Origin of the sequence: Akkermansia muciniphila, assembly GCF_002884975.1 — a bacterium.
GTDB classification, from domain to species: domain Bacteria; phylum Verrucomicrobiota; class Verrucomicrobiia; order Verrucomicrobiales; family Akkermansiaceae; genus Akkermansia; species Akkermansia muciniphila_C.
In genome coordinates, this window is sequence record NZ_PJKB01000003.1 from 173,438 (window position 1) to 188,189 (window position 14,752).

Sequence of the window (14,752 nt, forward strand, 5' to 3'; positions counted from 1 at the left end):
AACTTCCCACTACTGGTTCCCCTTTCATGCTTCCTCCCATTATCCTGGCCTCCCAATCACCGCGGCGGCGCGATTTACTGGCGAAGGCCGGCGTGGCTTTCTCCATCGTCGTGCGGGATACGGAGGAATTGAAAGACGCCGCCATGCCACCGCAGGAACTCTGCCTGCACAATGCCAGGGCCAAGGCGGAAGCGGTGTTCCGGGAACATCCGGATTCCACCGTGGTAGGCGCGGATACGCTCGTTTTCCTGGACAGACGCCCCCTGGGCAAGCCGCAGGATGAGGAGGAAGCCCGCTCCATGCTCCGCATGCTCTCCGGGCGCACGCACCACGTGTGCACGGCAGTCTCCATCCAGTCCCCGCTGGGAGTAAAGGACATCGCCGTGCTGACGGAAGTCACCTTCCGGACACTGACGGAGGCAGATATACGCCGTTACATGGAGCTGGTGAACGTGATGGACAAGGCCGGGTCCTATGCCTTCCAGGAGCACGGGGAGATGATCATTTCCTCCGTGCGCGGCGATACGGACAATGTGATCGGCCTGCCGGTCAACAACGTGCTGGAATGCCTGAAAAGCCTGGGCTACCTACTATAGACCGATCAAGCATTCGGACGCTGTTTCCCGGAAAGGGTCCTCTTGCTTTCAATGCTCTTCAGACGGGAAAGCGGTTTTACTGCAAGCCGGGAAGGCTTCATTTTTCCGCCAGGAATGAACTGAACTTGTTGTAAAACGCCACGGGGAGCACCACTTCCAGCAGGGTGCCTTCCTCCACATATTCCGTGGAAAGGACCTTGCCTTCGCTGTGCATGGCGGCGGCCAGATCACTCCGGGTATAGGGAATCAGGAACCATGCGCGTCGCACTCGGCTTTCCAGCATTTCCACGCAGGCGTTCAGCAGGTCTTCCGCGCCCTGATTCTCCTGTACGGACATGGGCACCACCCTGCCGTTGAAGTGGGCCGTCAGCAGGGTTTCCAGCTTGTGGCGCTCTTCTTCCGGGACAAGGTCCACCTTGTTCAGGACCACGATCATGGGCTTGTCACCCGCGCCCAGCTCTTCCAGCACTTCCAGGGTGGTTTCGTAATGGCGCACGGCTTCCGGGTCGGAAGCGTCCACCACCTGTACCAGAAAATCCGCCAGGACGGCTTCCTCCAGCGTAGACTTGAAGGCCTCCACCAGGCGGTGGGGAAGATTGCGGATGAAGCCTACGGTATCCGTCAGCAGCAGGGGCTGTCCATGCGGAAGTTCTATTTTCCGCGTCGTGGTGTCCAGCGTGGCAAAGAGCATGTCTTTCGCCATGACCTCCGAGCCGGATACGAGAGACAGCAGGGAGGATTTCCCGGCGTTGGTGTACCCCACGATGGCAGCCGTGGCGATCGCCTGGCGTTCCCGTTCCTTGCGCTGCGTGGCGCGCTGCCTGATGACCAGGGCCAGTTCCTTCTGAATGGCCTCAATCCTGGCGCGCGCCAGGCGGCGGTCCACTTCAATCTGCTTTTCACCTTCGCCCCTGGCGGCTCCGCCGCCGCCCTTCCCGCCCCCGGAACCGCCGCCCTGGCGGTCCAGGTGGTTCCACATGCGGGCCATGCGGGGGAGTGAGTACTGCATGCGCGCCAGTTCCACCTGGAGGGTGGCTTCCCGCGTGCGGGCGCGCCGTGCAAAGATGTCCAGAATGACCTCTTCACGGTCAATCACGCATTCGTCAATCAGCCGTTCCCATTCCCGCTGCTGGGAAGGGGAGAGCATGTTGTCAAACACCACGCAATCCGCCCGGCAGTCCAGGGCCAGTTGCCTCACTTCCTCCGCCTTGCCGGTACCGCACAGGAATTTGGCGTGCACGTCACGGGATTTAATCAGGTGCTTGCCCACAATGCCTATGCCGAGGTTGGAGACAAGGTCTTCCAGCTCATCAAGCATGGCCTGTTTTTCCCCGGCCTCAGAGGGATCAAAATAGATGGAGACGAGCATGGCCCGTTCCACCATTTCCGGTTTTTCGCGGATTTCAAACATGGCGGACGGTTAACGGAATTGCTTGCTGGAGGTGGGCGTGTAGTCCTTCAGCGCGAAGTCCGCATGTTTGTGGCAATCACAACCGCATGAAGAGAGGAAGCAGGCAGTGCATGCCAGCGTCATAAAGCTGATCAGTCTCATGCGGCTATGAGAGCCGTACGGAGTACCCTAGGCAAGCAAATTTTACTGCATGCGCGGCGTTTTCCCCACCGGGTCGGGATCCGGAGTCCTTTCCATGGATGATTCTTCCAGGGTCATTACGGCTTTCCTCCCGGCTTCCGGCCAGGGCTGCGCGATATTAATGGAGAAAGGAACCGTGAGGTCATAGCGAAGGTCGCCCACGGTTCCGGATTTCACAGCTTCCCCCATGACTTTTCCATCTTCCAGCTTCAGGGCGCCGCACTGCACTACGGAATGCCCCACGTAATCTTCCGGGGAGGAATCAGGAAAGTCTTCAGCCAGCCTGAGCAGAAGGTTGGACATGTCAATGTCTGCGGCCTTGCCGGCTTTCAAATCACACATTTTCAGGACAAAAGTGGCGTTGTCCGTCTGGATGCCGATCACGACCCGTCCGGAAGGTTCGTCCACAATGATCTTGTTGAGTGAATTCCCGGAAGGCAGCTTGAAAGAAGCCACTTCCCGCCCCTCCCGGAGAAAGACGGCCTTATCCATGGAGTCCACCAGTTGAGAACCGAAAAAAGAGACGCTCCAGCCTCCGGGCAAAACACCGGAATAGTAGGGACTGGCGGGGACGGCAGCATCAGCGGACCAGCCGGAAGGGAAAAGCAACGGGAAAAGCGCGGCAAGAATAAGAGATTTTTTCATGATTTACAGGGGAGTTGTTTTCCCTGTACCACTCCCCCCGCCGGACGGCAAGTTTTTTCAATACAATTATTTACTCCTCTTCCGGGGGTTCTTCCTCCTCATCCAGGCTGCTCATCCACAGGTTCCATTTTTCAATGAAGGAGCGGTCCATCTGGAGCAGGGCGTTTTCCTGCTGGGTGGGGGAAATGGTTTCCGTCAGGCTGCCGAAAATAAGAAGCGGCTTAGAATACGTATCCGCCAGGGCGGCAAATTCCGCAGGCTGCTTCTGACGGCATTCCCGTGCCAGTGCATACAGGGAATTGAACGGAAGGTCATTCCAGCTCACCTGGTACGCGTCACTCCCTTCCCGGCTGTCCTGCGGCTCTACGGTCAGCAGGTGTCCCTTCATCCCCGTCAGGCGCACTTTGGAGCCGTCTTTCAACACAAGGGTTTTTGCTGGCTTCTTTTCCAGCAGGCCGGGCAGGATTTTCTCCATGCGGGTGAACAGCGGCAGCATCCGGTCCGTCATTTCCCGGCGCGCGGCCAGCCTGGCCTTCACCGCCGGAGAAGAAACCACGCCCTCCGCCGCAAGGTAGGCAGCGGAAACCTTTTCATAATCACCCGTTTTCTTCATGACTTCAGCCGCTTCCCGGCAGATGTCCTCATAGCTTCTGGACTGCGCGGCCAGCAGGGCTTCCCTCCTCTTCTCCTCCTCCTGCTCTTTTTTCCTTTCCTCCTCCTCTTTCAGCTTGGCCATTCTCACGGCTTCCGCCGCCTCCCAGTCCCGCGCCGTCTGGTACTGCATTCTCAGATGGTCCAGGATTCCCTCCAGCGCGGCATAGGCCGGAGGCATGGAGGCCACTTCCCCATTCATCATCTGTTCCCGCAGAAAGTCCGCGGCGGACCGTTTGGCCTCCACCTCCGCCACCGTCTTTTCCGGCATGTCCTGGAGACGTTTCAGGCGGTCGTACTGGGCGGTATACGGCTTCAGGTTGCTGAGCCATGCGGAAGCCAGTTCACGGATGTTTTTCTCCCGGTCATCCGCGGCCTCAGCCGCCACCCGGTCCAGAAAGGAGCCGTATTCCGGCCATTTACCGGCAAGGTACCAGGATTTCAACGCCATGCCCACGTAGTAATGCACGGCCAGATCTGAGCTGGACCGCAGTCCCGGCATTCTGGAAGACCAGTCTCCGGAGCCCAGGTACATGACCAGGTTCCCCACGTCCCGGGCGCGTTCCAGCTCCGCCGGGTCCTTGTAGGCCTCCACTTTCCGGGACAGTTCCTCCAGCCGTTCCACTCCTTCCGGGAACTGGCCGCGCGCCCACAGGCACAGAACCTGGTTCAAGCCGGCCCAGAGGGAGGTGGAAAGGGGGCAGTCCGGCTGGTCCGCCAGGTCACCGAACATGGCGGCAGCCTTCACCATATCCCCCCGGTTCAGGGATTCCTGGGCTTCATTGAACAGGTTCCCGAAGCGGATACTGCGCTCCAGCCGGGATTCCGCTGAAGCCCTGTCCTCCGGAGATGTTCCTTCTCCGGCGGTAGGTGGAAGCGCCGGAGGGGGCGCGGCATGGGAAGCGGCCCTCCCCTCCTGCCATGCGGCCCATCCCCAGATGCCAAGGCCCAGCACCACGACGCCGGCAACGGAGGAAATGACGATCATGCGGCATTTCCTGCGCCGGGCGCGGCGGCTCTCCGCCGCACGCCGTTCCGCCCAGGTGAGGCCGGATTCCTGCATGGCCCTGTCATATTCCCCCAGGGCCTGCTCCACGGCATCCATCAATTCCGGATAGGAGGAAAACCGGTCCTCCTTATTAAAGGACATCAGCTTGTCCACGATGAAGCAGGTCATCGGGGAGATGTCATTGACCACCTGGTCCAGGCGGGGGAGGTTTTTTTTGGTCTCCAGAAGAACATCGGAAGACTGGGAGGCGTCCACGCGCGGAGGAGCGCCTACCAGCATATGGTACATGGTGGCGCCCAGCGCGTACATGTCCGTCCGGAAGTCCTCCTCACCCCGCAGCAGCGTTTCCGGAGCGGCGTAATACGGGGTGACCCATATTTCCCGTTCCACGTCGGACTCACTGTGAAGGAGGGACAGACCGAAGTCCACGATTTTGGCAACCCCGTCCGGAGACTGGAGGACGTTGGCCGGCTTGATGTCCCGGTGCATAAGGCCCGCGTTCCAGGCGGCATCCAGCCCGCGCACAATGTCCAGCGTCAGGCGCAGCACCTTGTCCTCCGGCACGCGTTCCTCCGCGGTAATCAGGGAATCCAGGCCGCTACCCTCCACCAGCTCCATGGCAATGTAAAAAAGGCCCTGGTCATGCCCCACGGCATAAATCTGCACCAGGTTTTCATGAGAGACCCGCGCCATGATCTGGGCCTCCCGCTCAAAACGTTCACTGCGCAGGGCATCCCCGGCATAGGTATCATTCAGCACCTTCAGGGCCACCTCACGCCCCAGCACGGAGTCTTGCGCACGGTATACCACGCTCATGCCGCCCTTCCCCAGTTTTCCGGTAATCCGGTAGGGCCCCATGCGCGTTTTCACACGCGTCAGCGCCTGGCAGCCCGGACAGATGGCATTGGCGTACGGCTGAAGCTGGGAGACGTCCATGGCCTGCCCGCATTCCGGACATTCAATGATGTTGTCTTGCTGGGGGTTCATGAACGCGGGGCGGAAGGGGAAGGAGAAAAGAAAGGGAAAATCAGCGGCGCGGAGTTTTTCCCGCCCCTCCGGACAAGAGCAGGGAGGGACCCCGTACAGGGCCCCTCCCGCAAATGTTCATTCCGTCTGTCAGGCCAGTGCCGGCAGGGAAGCGGCGGCTACGGCCTGGCCGTGGCGCTTGGTCTTTTCATCCGGCACGCGAAGCTGGATCTTCAGCTCGGGGAACTCGGTGCGCAGCACTTCTTCCGCCTTGTCAATGATGATCTGGCCACCGTCTCCGGAAGCCACGCGGCCCAGGAAGAGCAGATTGCGGATGTCATAGAACCGGGCGTAGTGGGCGATGGCATAGCCAAAGTGCACGCCGATGGTTTCATAAATCCTGCGGGCGCGTTCGTCGCCTTCCGCCATTGCGGCCTGAACCTTCTTGAGCTGTTCCGGGAAGGGCATGCCGTCAAACTGGAAGCCCGCGCGGGGAGCCAGACGGGCCACAGCCTGCTGGGAGAAGTAAAGGGCGCCCATGTCCTTGGACCATTCGTCCACGCCGCCTTCTTCGGAGTAATCCACGGGGGCGAAGGCCAGTTCGTTCAGCCAGGGCTTGATGTGGCCTTCCGGGTCCACGTAGCCGGCGGCCTCGGAGGTGCCCATGGCTACGCCCAGAACGGCGTTGTCATTCATGCCCATGGCCCCGGCGAGGGCGGTGACTTCACCGTCATTCACCACTTCAAAGGGGATGCTGTTCCATTTTTCCTTCTGGAGGGTGCGGAACACCTTGCCGAGGGTCTTTTCAATGTCTTCCTGGCTAACGCCGCGGAAGAGGGAGGAGGTGCGCACCTCGCTGTTGATGATCACGCCGGCGGAGGAACCGCCAATGGCGTCCACGCGGGGAAGATGGGCGGCGGCGCGTTCCAGGGAATCCTGGATGCCTTCAATGTGATACTGCGGGTCTTTCTGGAAGTAGGGGTCCCAGACCACTTCTTCAGAGTAGACCACCTCGCCGTTGACCACGGCGGCGCACTTGCGGTCGGAGCCGCCCAAGTCAAAGCCGATGCGGTAGCCGTCCAGGTTGCGGCCCAGGGTCATGGAGCCGGAGTATTCCGCAGGGAGGTCTTCCACGGCCACCTTTTTCACTTCAATCGGGGAGCCGTAAATCTTCTTGCCGATGAAATCCCAGTCGAATTCGCGGGCGCCGCCCTTGCAGTAGCGGGAGGCCAGCATGTCCGCAATGGCGTCATCCCCGGCGACGAGGATGATATTGCCGCCCTTCTGCCACAGCAGGAATTTCACGATGCGTTCCACATATTTCTCATTCAGGGCAACGTTTTCCCCGGTGTGGGGAAGCAGCTTGCCGGACCAGCGGAAGCAGGTTCCGTCATTGCGGGTCAGCGCGATGTCCACTTGATGAGAAGCGGGATCAGCGGCGGCTTTGGCTTCAAAAGCTTGATTCCAAAGGATGGCCGGCACGAAGCCGGGGTCCAGCACAGGCGTGATTTTGGGTTGAATGTTCATGGCAATAATCCGTTGGAAACGTAGCATACCCGCTTTTCCTTGAAAAGTATTCATTCCCTTCCCCTGTGATTTTTTTTGGCCCGTGCAGGCGGATAGCTCACTTTCTGCTGGAAAATCGCCGTGTTTTCACTAAAGAAGCAGGAGCCCTTTTTCCGGCGTGGCGCTCCGGAGGGACGGCCTACTCCACGCACACATGTTCCATGAATGAATTAACGGACCAGCTTATTACCCTGTTTTCCTCCGCCCTGATCGCCGTCATGTTCATCACTCTGGCCGTGGGAGTCTTCCGCCAGGCCCAGGAGCCGAATATCCGGCGCCCCCTGAAATGGCGCGTCCCCGTGGACCATCTGGACATGCTGGACATCGCCATGTGCGGCATCATCGTCCTGTACTTCAGCATGGGGGCGCTGATGGCGGCGGCCACGCCTCCCGGCGCGTCCGCACCGCCCACCACCACAAACATGGAGCTGGACGGCTACAAGATATTCAACGGGACGTGCCTGAACCTCATCCTGGCCTTCGTCCTGCTGGTGCGCATGTTCCACACGGGCAGAATGGAGGCTCTGGGGCTTAAAAAACATTCCCTGAAAGCCCTGGTTTACGCCCCCGTGGCGGGCTACCTGCTGGTGCTGGTCATCCACTTCCTGCTGGACCGGGCAGGCCTGTTCCAGTGGATTGAACAGGTTACGCACGCTCCGGCGGAACAATCCATCGTCTCCGTGCTGCGGAATTCCAGCGATATTCCCCTGATTACGGTCATCTGTTTCAGCGCAGCCATCGCGGCCCCGCTGGTGGAGGAACTTATCTTCCGCGGCTACCTGTACCCGATCATGAAGAAGTACACGGGCGCCTGGTTCGCGCTGGTCACCACGTCCCTGCTCTTCGGCATCATCCACGTCAGCCTGGTGCCGTTCATCCCCCTGGCTGTCTTCGGCGCCATGCTGGTGCTGCTGTACGAATACACGGGCACCCTCTGGACGCCCATCATCGCGCACTGCATTTTCAACACCGCCACCCTGATCAACATTCTTTATCCCGGCGTCCTCCTGCCCTATGGCACCTGATCCCACCATCCGGCAGACGGGGGAGGATGCGCTGGTAGCCCGGCTCCTGCCCCTGATGCCTTCCAACCCCGCCCTGGTGACGGGACCGGGGGACGATTGCGCCGTGGCGCGGAGTTCCGGCAGCCGCCAGCTGCTCCTGAAAACGGACTGCGTGGTAGAGGGCATGCACTTCCTGCCCGGCACGGATCCCGAACTGATCGGCAGAAAAGCCCTGGCGCGGGCCGTCTCAGACATCGGGGCCATGGGCGGCACGCCCCTTCACGCCCTGGTGACCCTGTTTGTGCATGCGGACCGCCCCGTCTCCCAGGTAGAAGGCATTTACCGTGGAATGGGGCGGCTGGCGGAACAGTTCGGCATCAGCATTGCCGGAGGGGAAAGCTCCGGACTGCCCGCAGACGGCCTGATCATCAGCGTGGCGCTGACCGGGGAAGTTCCGGAAGGAAAGGCCGTGCTGCGCAGCACGGCGCAGCCGGGCGACCTGATCGCCGTTACGGGCGTGCTGGGCGGCAGTTTCCCTACAGGGCACCATCTTTCCTTCATTCCACGGGTCAGGGAGGGCGGCATTCTGGCCGCCTCCGGCCGGGCCACCGCCATGATGGACCTTTCCGATGGTCTGGGGACCGACCTTCCCCGACTGGCGAAAGCTTCCGGTCTGGGCTTCCGCATTCATGAAGAACTCCTGCCCGTGCGCCCGGGTTTTACGGCGGCGCAAGCAATAGGTGACGGGGAGGATTATGAATTGCTGGTGACCTTCCGCCCCGGCGACCGGGACCGCATGGTCCGGCTGGCAGCGGAATATTTTCCTGAAACGCCACTGGCCGTCATCGGGGAAATGACCACGGAACCCTGCTCCGCCCTTCCGGCGGGATACAGGCATTTCAATTAGCCGGGCGCGGAATTATTCAGCCAACTTGTCCGCCATCCGTTCCTGCTGCATGTGGGGCAGAAGCTGTTCGTACGTGTCCTTGCCCATGTAGCGCTTGATGGAACGTTCCGGGGATTTGAAGATGTCCACCAGGATCAGGCAGTCCAGCACATCGCCGAAGTGCTTGTCCACGCTGAAGGAAAGGATTTTCCCGTTCAGCTTCAGGTACTGGCGCAGCAGCACGGGAATCCCCTTGCCGTCCTCCTCAATGTCCGCCACCAGCTGGGAAAGCCCCTGGGCATCCGTCAGGCCGATGGGCAGGATGCAGGATTCAGACCTTTTCAAGTCCGCCTTGCGGGGCGGATTGTAGGCCTTCACCTCATGCACCAGCTCAGCGTCCATTTCATGGGCCTTCAGATAGGAGACGATGAGGGCGCGGGAAAGGTTGGTGTAGTCACGGGAGATGCTCACCGTGCCGAACAGGTAGCGGTAATGGGGGTTGCGGGCCATGAACTGGCCGATGCCCTCCCAGATGAAGCCCAGGGCCAGCGGCCTTTTCTGGTATTCCGGCACGATGAAGGCGCGGCCCATTTCCAGGGAACGTTCCAGCACCCGCAGGGCGCCGGGGGCAAAGGAAAAGTATTCCCCGTTATACAGGCCTTTCACGCCGTAGCGGGCAATGATCTTGTCCGTCTCCCCCATGCGGTAGGCGCCCACAAGCTTCCGGTGGGTGCGGTCCCACAGGAACAGGTGCTTGTAGTGGTTGTCGTACGTGTCCAGGTCACACGCCTTGCCGGAGCCTTCCCCCACCTGGCGGAAGGTGTATTCCCGCAGGCGCCCTATCTCAATCAGGATGTTGGGGATTTGCAGGGCGTCCGCCACGTACACGTCCCAGTCTCCGTTTTCCTGGCGCGCGTGCAGGCATTCCGGAGGCAGAGCGTCAATCTCCGCCTGCATGTCCTGCACGGAAACGGGAGGGATCAGCGCGGCCATTTTCGCCTTGCGGTCCTTTTTATGCACATGGGGCCGGCGGCTCTTTTCATAACTCTTGCCCAGCAGATAAGTGCGCAGGCGCAGGTGGGAAACCATCGCCTCATCGGAATCATACTGCATGAGCTGGCTGAACGGAATGGGCCTGCCCACCACGATGCGGTGCGTGCTGCGGCCGTCCCTGCCTACTTCACGGGGAAGGAAGGCCACGCGTGCCTTGCGGTTGATCAGGGAAACGCCCTGGAACAGCAGGCTGTTGCGCCCCGGAAAATGCACGGGCACCACCGTCGCTTTCGTCATGCGGATGATGGCGGCGATGTTCGCGTTCCACGGGTCATCCGTCACCCTCTTATGGGCCAGGGAAAAACTGGAAGCGGTGCCGGCAGGGAAAATGCCCAGCACGCCGCCCTTCCGCAGCCAGGAGATCATCTTGCGCATGCCGGAAAGGTTCTTGCGCTTGGCGTTTTCATCCTCGTAAACATCCACCTTGATGAGCCAGGGCTCCAGTTCCTGGCACAGGGAAAGCTGCTCGTTGGCCAGGATGCGGACGTCTTCCCTCACGCGGGTGAGCAGCTCCCCGAACATGATGCCGTCCGACAGGCCGTGGGGATGGTTGGCGACCACGACCACCGGGCCCTTCTTGGGAATATTTTCCAGGTCCCCCGGACGAAGCTGCAATTTCAGGTTCAAGTGCCTGGTAGCCAGCTGGAAGAAATTTTCCGGGGAGCCGGACTCCTTGTCTCTCACGATCTTGTCGTACGCCTTGTTCAGGCGTTCCAGGCCCAGCAGCTTTTCAGCAGACGCCGCCACCAGCGAAGGCAAACGCGTATTTTCGTCCAAAATGTCTCGGATGTCCACCATCTTCGGGTGTTTGAGCTGGGCCATGCCCCGCTGTATAACGGATTTACAGGAAAAAGTGAATCTCTTTTTACAGTGCCGTCCGGAACGCAGTCTTGATTTCCACAGGGCGCAAAGTTACAATCCAAGCGGCTTTAGCCCCCATTTCCAACATTAGAAGACACTCATGCACCCAGCCATCGCCATTGACGGCCCCGCCGCATCCGGAAAATCCACCGTCGCCAAGCTCATTGCGGACCGCCTCGGCTACACGTTCATCAACACCGGGGCCATGTACCGGGCCGTCACCTGGTACATGCTGGAACAGGGCATTGATCCGGCGGATACGGCCGCCGTACTGGCCGCCCTGCCGTCCGTCCCCCTCTCCTTCGGCAAGGACGGCAGCCGCTCCGTGGTGTTGTGCGGGGAACGCGTGCTGGGTGAAGAACTCACGCGCCGGCAGGTCAACGACCACGTCTCCACCATTGCGGCCATTCCGGAAGTGCGCGCCCTGCTGGTGGAACGGCAGCGGGAATACAACCGCCGGGAGCCCGTGGTCATGGAAGGCAGGGACATAGGCACCGTGGTCTTTCCGGACACGCCGTTCAAGTACTTCGTCACCGCCTCCGAGGAAGTGAGGGCCGCGCGCCGCGCCGCGGAAGGCCTGACGGACTCCATCGCGGAACGCGACCGCAAGGACTCCTCCCGCGCTACGGCCCCGCTGGCCCAGGCGCCGGACGCCCTGCTGGTGGATACGTCAGACATGACGATTGACCAGGTAGTCCGTTTCATTACCGACAACATCCAGCAAAAACTCTCCGCCAGATGAACTCCTTCTACTGGGTTTTCTATACGCTCTTCAAAAGCATCTCCAAGGCCTTTTTCTCCTGGAAGGTCGTCAACCGGGAAAAGCTTATTGAAGACGGCCCCGTGCTCATTGTCAGCAATCACCAGAGCTTTCTGGACCCTCCCATGCTGGGCATTTCCTATGAGGAGGGCATCTACTTCTTCGCCCGCAAGACCCTGTTCCAGGGCATCTTCAAATGGGCCCTCCCGCTCTGCCAGGCCATCCCCATCGACCAGGAAAACCCGGACGCCGCCAGCCTCAAGCACGTGATACGCCTGCTGAAATCCGGCAAGCGCGTGCTCGTCTTCCCGGAAGGCTCCCGCACGCCGGACGGTGAAATCCACGACGGCATGGGAGGCATAGGCCTCATCCTGAGCAAAACGAAAGTTCCCGTACAGCCCCTGCGCATCAGCGGAGCGTATGAAGCCTTCCCCATCGGCTCCCGCTTCCCCAGAATCCATCCCGTCACGGTCACGGTGGGAGACCCCATCCCCTTCACTCCGGCGGAACTCAACGCCAAAGGAAAAGAGGCGTACCAGCATCTGACAGACAGGATCATGGACGCCATCCGCGCCCTTCCTGCGGAATAATCCCCTTTCCCGGCCCCATGATTTCCAGGCTGAAATTAATGGACTTCCGCTGTTACGGAAGCTTCTCCTGGCAGATTCCGCAGCAGGGGGCCATCATCCTGGGGAACAACGCGCAGGGAAAAACCAGCCTGCTGGAGGCCGTCTGCTTCCTGCTGCGCCTGCAATCCCCCCGCACCGCCCGGCCCGGCCCGCTGGCGGCCCACGGCAAACAATCCTTCGGCATCCGGGGGGAACTGCCGGGACAGGCCCGGCGCATCCTGTGGACGCCGGACGCTCCGGACCTCCGCGTCAATGGCGAACCGCGCAAGGACCAGCGCAGCTATCTGGCGGACAGCTACCCGGTGGTGTGGATGGGAAATGACGATCTCTCCCTGGTCCAGGCCGGTGCGGACGCCCGCAGAAAGTACATGGATTTTCTGGGCAGCCAGTGGCACCCGGGCTACAGGCTGGCCCTGTTCAGCTACCGGAAGGCTCTGAAAACGCGCAATTACCTGCTCAAACACAGGCATAAGGACAGGCTCCAACTGGACGCGTATACGCGGCAGCTTGCCCTGCACGGCACGGAACTGAGGAACCTGCGCGCCAGCCTGCTGGCGCTTCTGGTTCCCCATATCGCCCTGGCCTACCGCAACATCGGAGGCCGGGAGGAACAGGCCTCCGTCACCTACCGCGCCGCCGAGGAAGGGGACCTGTACGAACGGCTGTGCGCCGGGCTGGACCGGGACATCCGGTACGGGCAGACCCAGAACGGACCGCACCGGGATGACCTGGACATCACGCTGAACGGCAGGAGCGCCGCTCAATTCGCCTCGGAAGGGCAGCAGCGCACCATCGCCATTTCCATGAAGCTGGCGCAGTCATCCCTGCTTACGGAGGAAACGGGCCATACGCCCATCCACCTGATTGACGACGTCTTCGGGGAGCTGGACCCCACGCGCCGGGTGGCTTTTCTGCAATCGCTCCCCGCGGACGCCCAGAGCCTCATCACCACCACCCATCTGGACTGGCTGCATGACACCCCATGCCCGCTGCCGGCCTTCCGGCTGGAGGATTCCGCGCTCAATCCGGCCTGAACACGGCCCGATTGGAAAAGGAACTGCCCCGGCGCCCTATTCCTTCACCCAGACGTTCAGTATCTCCACGATGTACATCTTGTGGAAGTCCCCGGCCGCGTACCATTCCGGCACAATGGTCTTATCCAGAAAAGCATCCGGATTCAGCGCCTCCGCATACAGCTTGCGGCATTCAAGCACCAGGCGCGCTTCCGTAAAGCTCACGTTGCCGTTCTCCGTCCCATACGGCGTCAGGCCGGAGGCGGCCACCTTGTCCGTATCCCGTCCGCTCGTGGTGCCGCAAACGGTCAGGGCCTTATGGTATTCATGACTGAAGAAGGAAAGCGTGAATTCCTCCCCGGCTTCAATGAAGCGGAAGGTATGGCGCTGGGGCCGGATGACCACGAACGCCACAGGCTTCTTCCACATGAAGCCCAGGCCTCCCCAGCTGGCCGTCATCATATTGAAATGCTCCGGCGTGCCCGCCGTCACCAGCATCCAGTCATGCCCGATCAACTGCATGGCGTTGTCCCGGATTTCCTTTGGATCAATCTTTTTCATCGTGGTCTCTAACGTTTGTTCGCGTACCATCCTACACCTCTCCCCCCATATGTCAAAGCCGCGGAGCGGCTGGGATGACGCGGCCGGAGGAGGCCCCGCCCTCCCGGAAAGGCATCCGTTTGGAGTTGCTTTTCCGGGAGGGCGGCTCTAGCATTTCCGGGTATGAACCATACCGCGCTGGAAGACAAGCTGGGTTACCGTTTCAAGAATCCGGACCTGCTCACGCAGGCCCTGACCCACCCCAGCACGGACAGCAAGCCGGAAACGCGCCGGACATATGAACGCCTGGAATTCCTGGGAGACGCCATTTTACAGCTTGCCGTCACCCAGTACCTTTACCACCAGATGCCCCAGTCTCCGGAAGGGGAGCTGACCCAATTGCGCGCACGCACCGTCAGCCGCGCCAACCTGGGCAAATACGGCTATATCCTGGGCCTGGACAAGTACATTTCCCTGGGAAAGGGGGAGGAAAGAGCCGGAGGCCGGGGAAAGAACTCCATCATTGCCAACACGTTTGAATCCGTCTTCGGGGCCATGTCCCTGGATTCCGACTATGAAACGGCCAAGGCCGTGGCCCTGCGCGTTCTGCATGAGGCTCTGGATTCCGCGGCCAGCTCTCCCAAGGAGATCAACCCCAAAGGGGAACTCCAGGCCATTCTCCAGGCCATCCTGCCGGAGACGCCCGCCTATGAAACGGAGGAAAAGGGGCAGCGGGAAGCGGAGGACCGCTTTGAATCGCGCGTGCTCTGGCACGGCCACGTGATCGGCCATGGCCATGGAGCCAGTAAACGGAAGGCGGAAGTGGAAGCCGCCGCGGTGGCCCTGTCCGCCAAAGAATGGCTCCGCATTACCCTGTAAACCTTTAACGGACCGGGTGGCTATTTTGTCACCCTTAAGCCTTGGACAGCCCTGTGGCTGGTTTGATAGACAGAAGCCGTCTCCGTGAGGAAGAATCTTCCCC

Annotated in this window: 13 protein-coding genes; 7 read left to right on the forward strand and 6 right to left on the reverse strand. The window is 60.8% G+C overall.

Annotated features, from left to right (window positions below):
- Positions 1-26 precede the first annotated feature (26 nt).
- Positions 27-596, forward strand: a complete 570-nt coding sequence (locus CXU21_RS10620) for a Maf family protein (protein ID WP_102726013.1) — start codon at positions 27-29, stop codon at positions 594-596.
- A gap of 97 nt (positions 597-693) precedes the next feature.
- On the opposite strand, the gene hflX is transcribed toward CXU21_RS10620, so the two are convergent.
- The 4 genes from hflX to CXU21_RS10640 all read right to left on the reverse strand — a co-directional run bounded on the left by hflX (position 694) and on the right by CXU21_RS10640 (position 6,985).
- Positions 694-2,007, reverse strand: a complete 1,314-nt coding sequence (hflX, locus tag CXU21_RS10625) for a GTPase HflX (protein WP_102726014.1) — start codon at positions 2,005-2,007, stop codon at positions 694-696.
- Positions 2,008-2,190: 183 nt separating this feature from the next.
- Positions 2,191-2,832, reverse strand: coding sequence for a hypothetical protein (locus CXU21_RS10630; RefSeq protein ID WP_102726015.1), 642 nt, complete (start codon positions 2,830-2,832; stop codon positions 2,191-2,193).
- 70 nt (positions 2,833-2,902) lie between these two features.
- Complete coding sequence (locus tag CXU21_RS10635) at positions 2,903-5,479, reverse strand: serine/threonine-protein kinase (RefSeq protein ID WP_102726016.1); 2,577 nt, start codon at positions 5,477-5,479, stop codon at positions 2,903-2,905.
- Positions 5,480-5,608: 129 nt separating this feature from the next.
- Positions 5,609-6,985, reverse strand: a complete 1,377-nt coding sequence (locus tag CXU21_RS10640) for an ROK family protein (protein WP_102726017.1) — start codon at positions 6,983-6,985, stop codon at positions 5,609-5,611.
- A gap of 200 nt (positions 6,986-7,185) precedes the next feature.
- Here CXU21_RS10640 and CXU21_RS10645 point away from each other — a divergent pair, with 200 nt between their 5' ends.
- Positions 7,186-8,049, forward strand: coding sequence for a CPBP family intramembrane glutamic endopeptidase (locus CXU21_RS10645; RefSeq protein WP_146016583.1), 864 nt, complete (start codon positions 7,186-7,188; stop codon positions 8,047-8,049).
- Positions 8,039-8,935 carry a thiamine-phosphate kinase gene (locus tag CXU21_RS10650; protein WP_102726018.1) on the forward strand — a complete coding sequence of 299 codons (897 nt, stop codon included), beginning with the start codon at positions 8,039-8,041 and terminating at the stop codon, positions 8,933-8,935. Before CXU21_RS10645 ends, CXU21_RS10650 begins: the two co-directional genes overlap by 11 nt.
- Before the next feature lie 12 nt (positions 8,936-8,947).
- On the opposite strand, the gene CXU21_RS10655 is transcribed toward CXU21_RS10650, so the two are convergent.
- Positions 8,948-10,789, reverse strand: coding sequence for a lysophospholipid acyltransferase family protein (locus CXU21_RS10655; protein ID WP_102712451.1), 1,842 nt, complete (start codon positions 10,787-10,789; stop codon positions 8,948-8,950).
- A gap of 139 nt (positions 10,790-10,928) precedes the next feature.
- On the opposite strand from CXU21_RS10655, the gene cmk reads away from it, so the two are divergent.
- Genes cmk through recF form a run of 3 tightly spaced genes read left to right on the forward strand, consistent with a single transcriptional unit; the run spans position 10,929 to position 13,251 of the window.
- Positions 10,929-11,570 (forward strand): (d)CMP kinase, encoded by a 642-nt coding sequence (gene cmk / locus CXU21_RS10660; RefSeq protein ID WP_102712453.1) that lies wholly within the window; start codon positions 10,929-10,931, stop codon positions 11,568-11,570.
- Complete coding sequence (locus CXU21_RS10665; RefSeq protein ID WP_102712455.1) at positions 11,567-12,178, forward strand: lysophospholipid acyltransferase family protein; 612 nt, start codon at positions 11,567-11,569, stop codon at positions 12,176-12,178. Before cmk ends, CXU21_RS10665 begins: the two co-directional genes overlap by 4 nt.
- Before the next feature lie 17 nt (positions 12,179-12,195).
- Positions 12,196-13,251, forward strand: a complete 1,056-nt coding sequence (gene recF / locus CXU21_RS10670; protein WP_102726019.1) for a DNA replication/repair protein RecF — start codon at positions 12,196-12,198, stop codon at positions 13,249-13,251.
- A gap of 36 nt (positions 13,252-13,287) precedes the next feature.
- Here recF and CXU21_RS10675 read toward each other — a convergent pair whose 3' ends face one another.
- Entirely contained in the window at positions 13,288-13,791 is a 504-nt protein-coding gene (locus tag CXU21_RS10675) for a flavin reductase family protein (protein WP_102712459.1), read from the reverse strand.
- A 162-nt stretch (positions 13,792-13,953) separates the two neighbouring features.
- Here CXU21_RS10675 and rnc point away from each other — a divergent pair, with 162 nt between their 5' ends.
- Positions 13,954-14,649 carry a ribonuclease III gene (gene rnc / locus CXU21_RS10680; protein WP_102712461.1) on the forward strand — a complete coding sequence of 232 codons (696 nt, stop codon included), beginning with the start codon at positions 13,954-13,956 and terminating at the stop codon, positions 14,647-14,649.
- Positions 14,650-14,752: the final 103 nt, after the last annotated feature.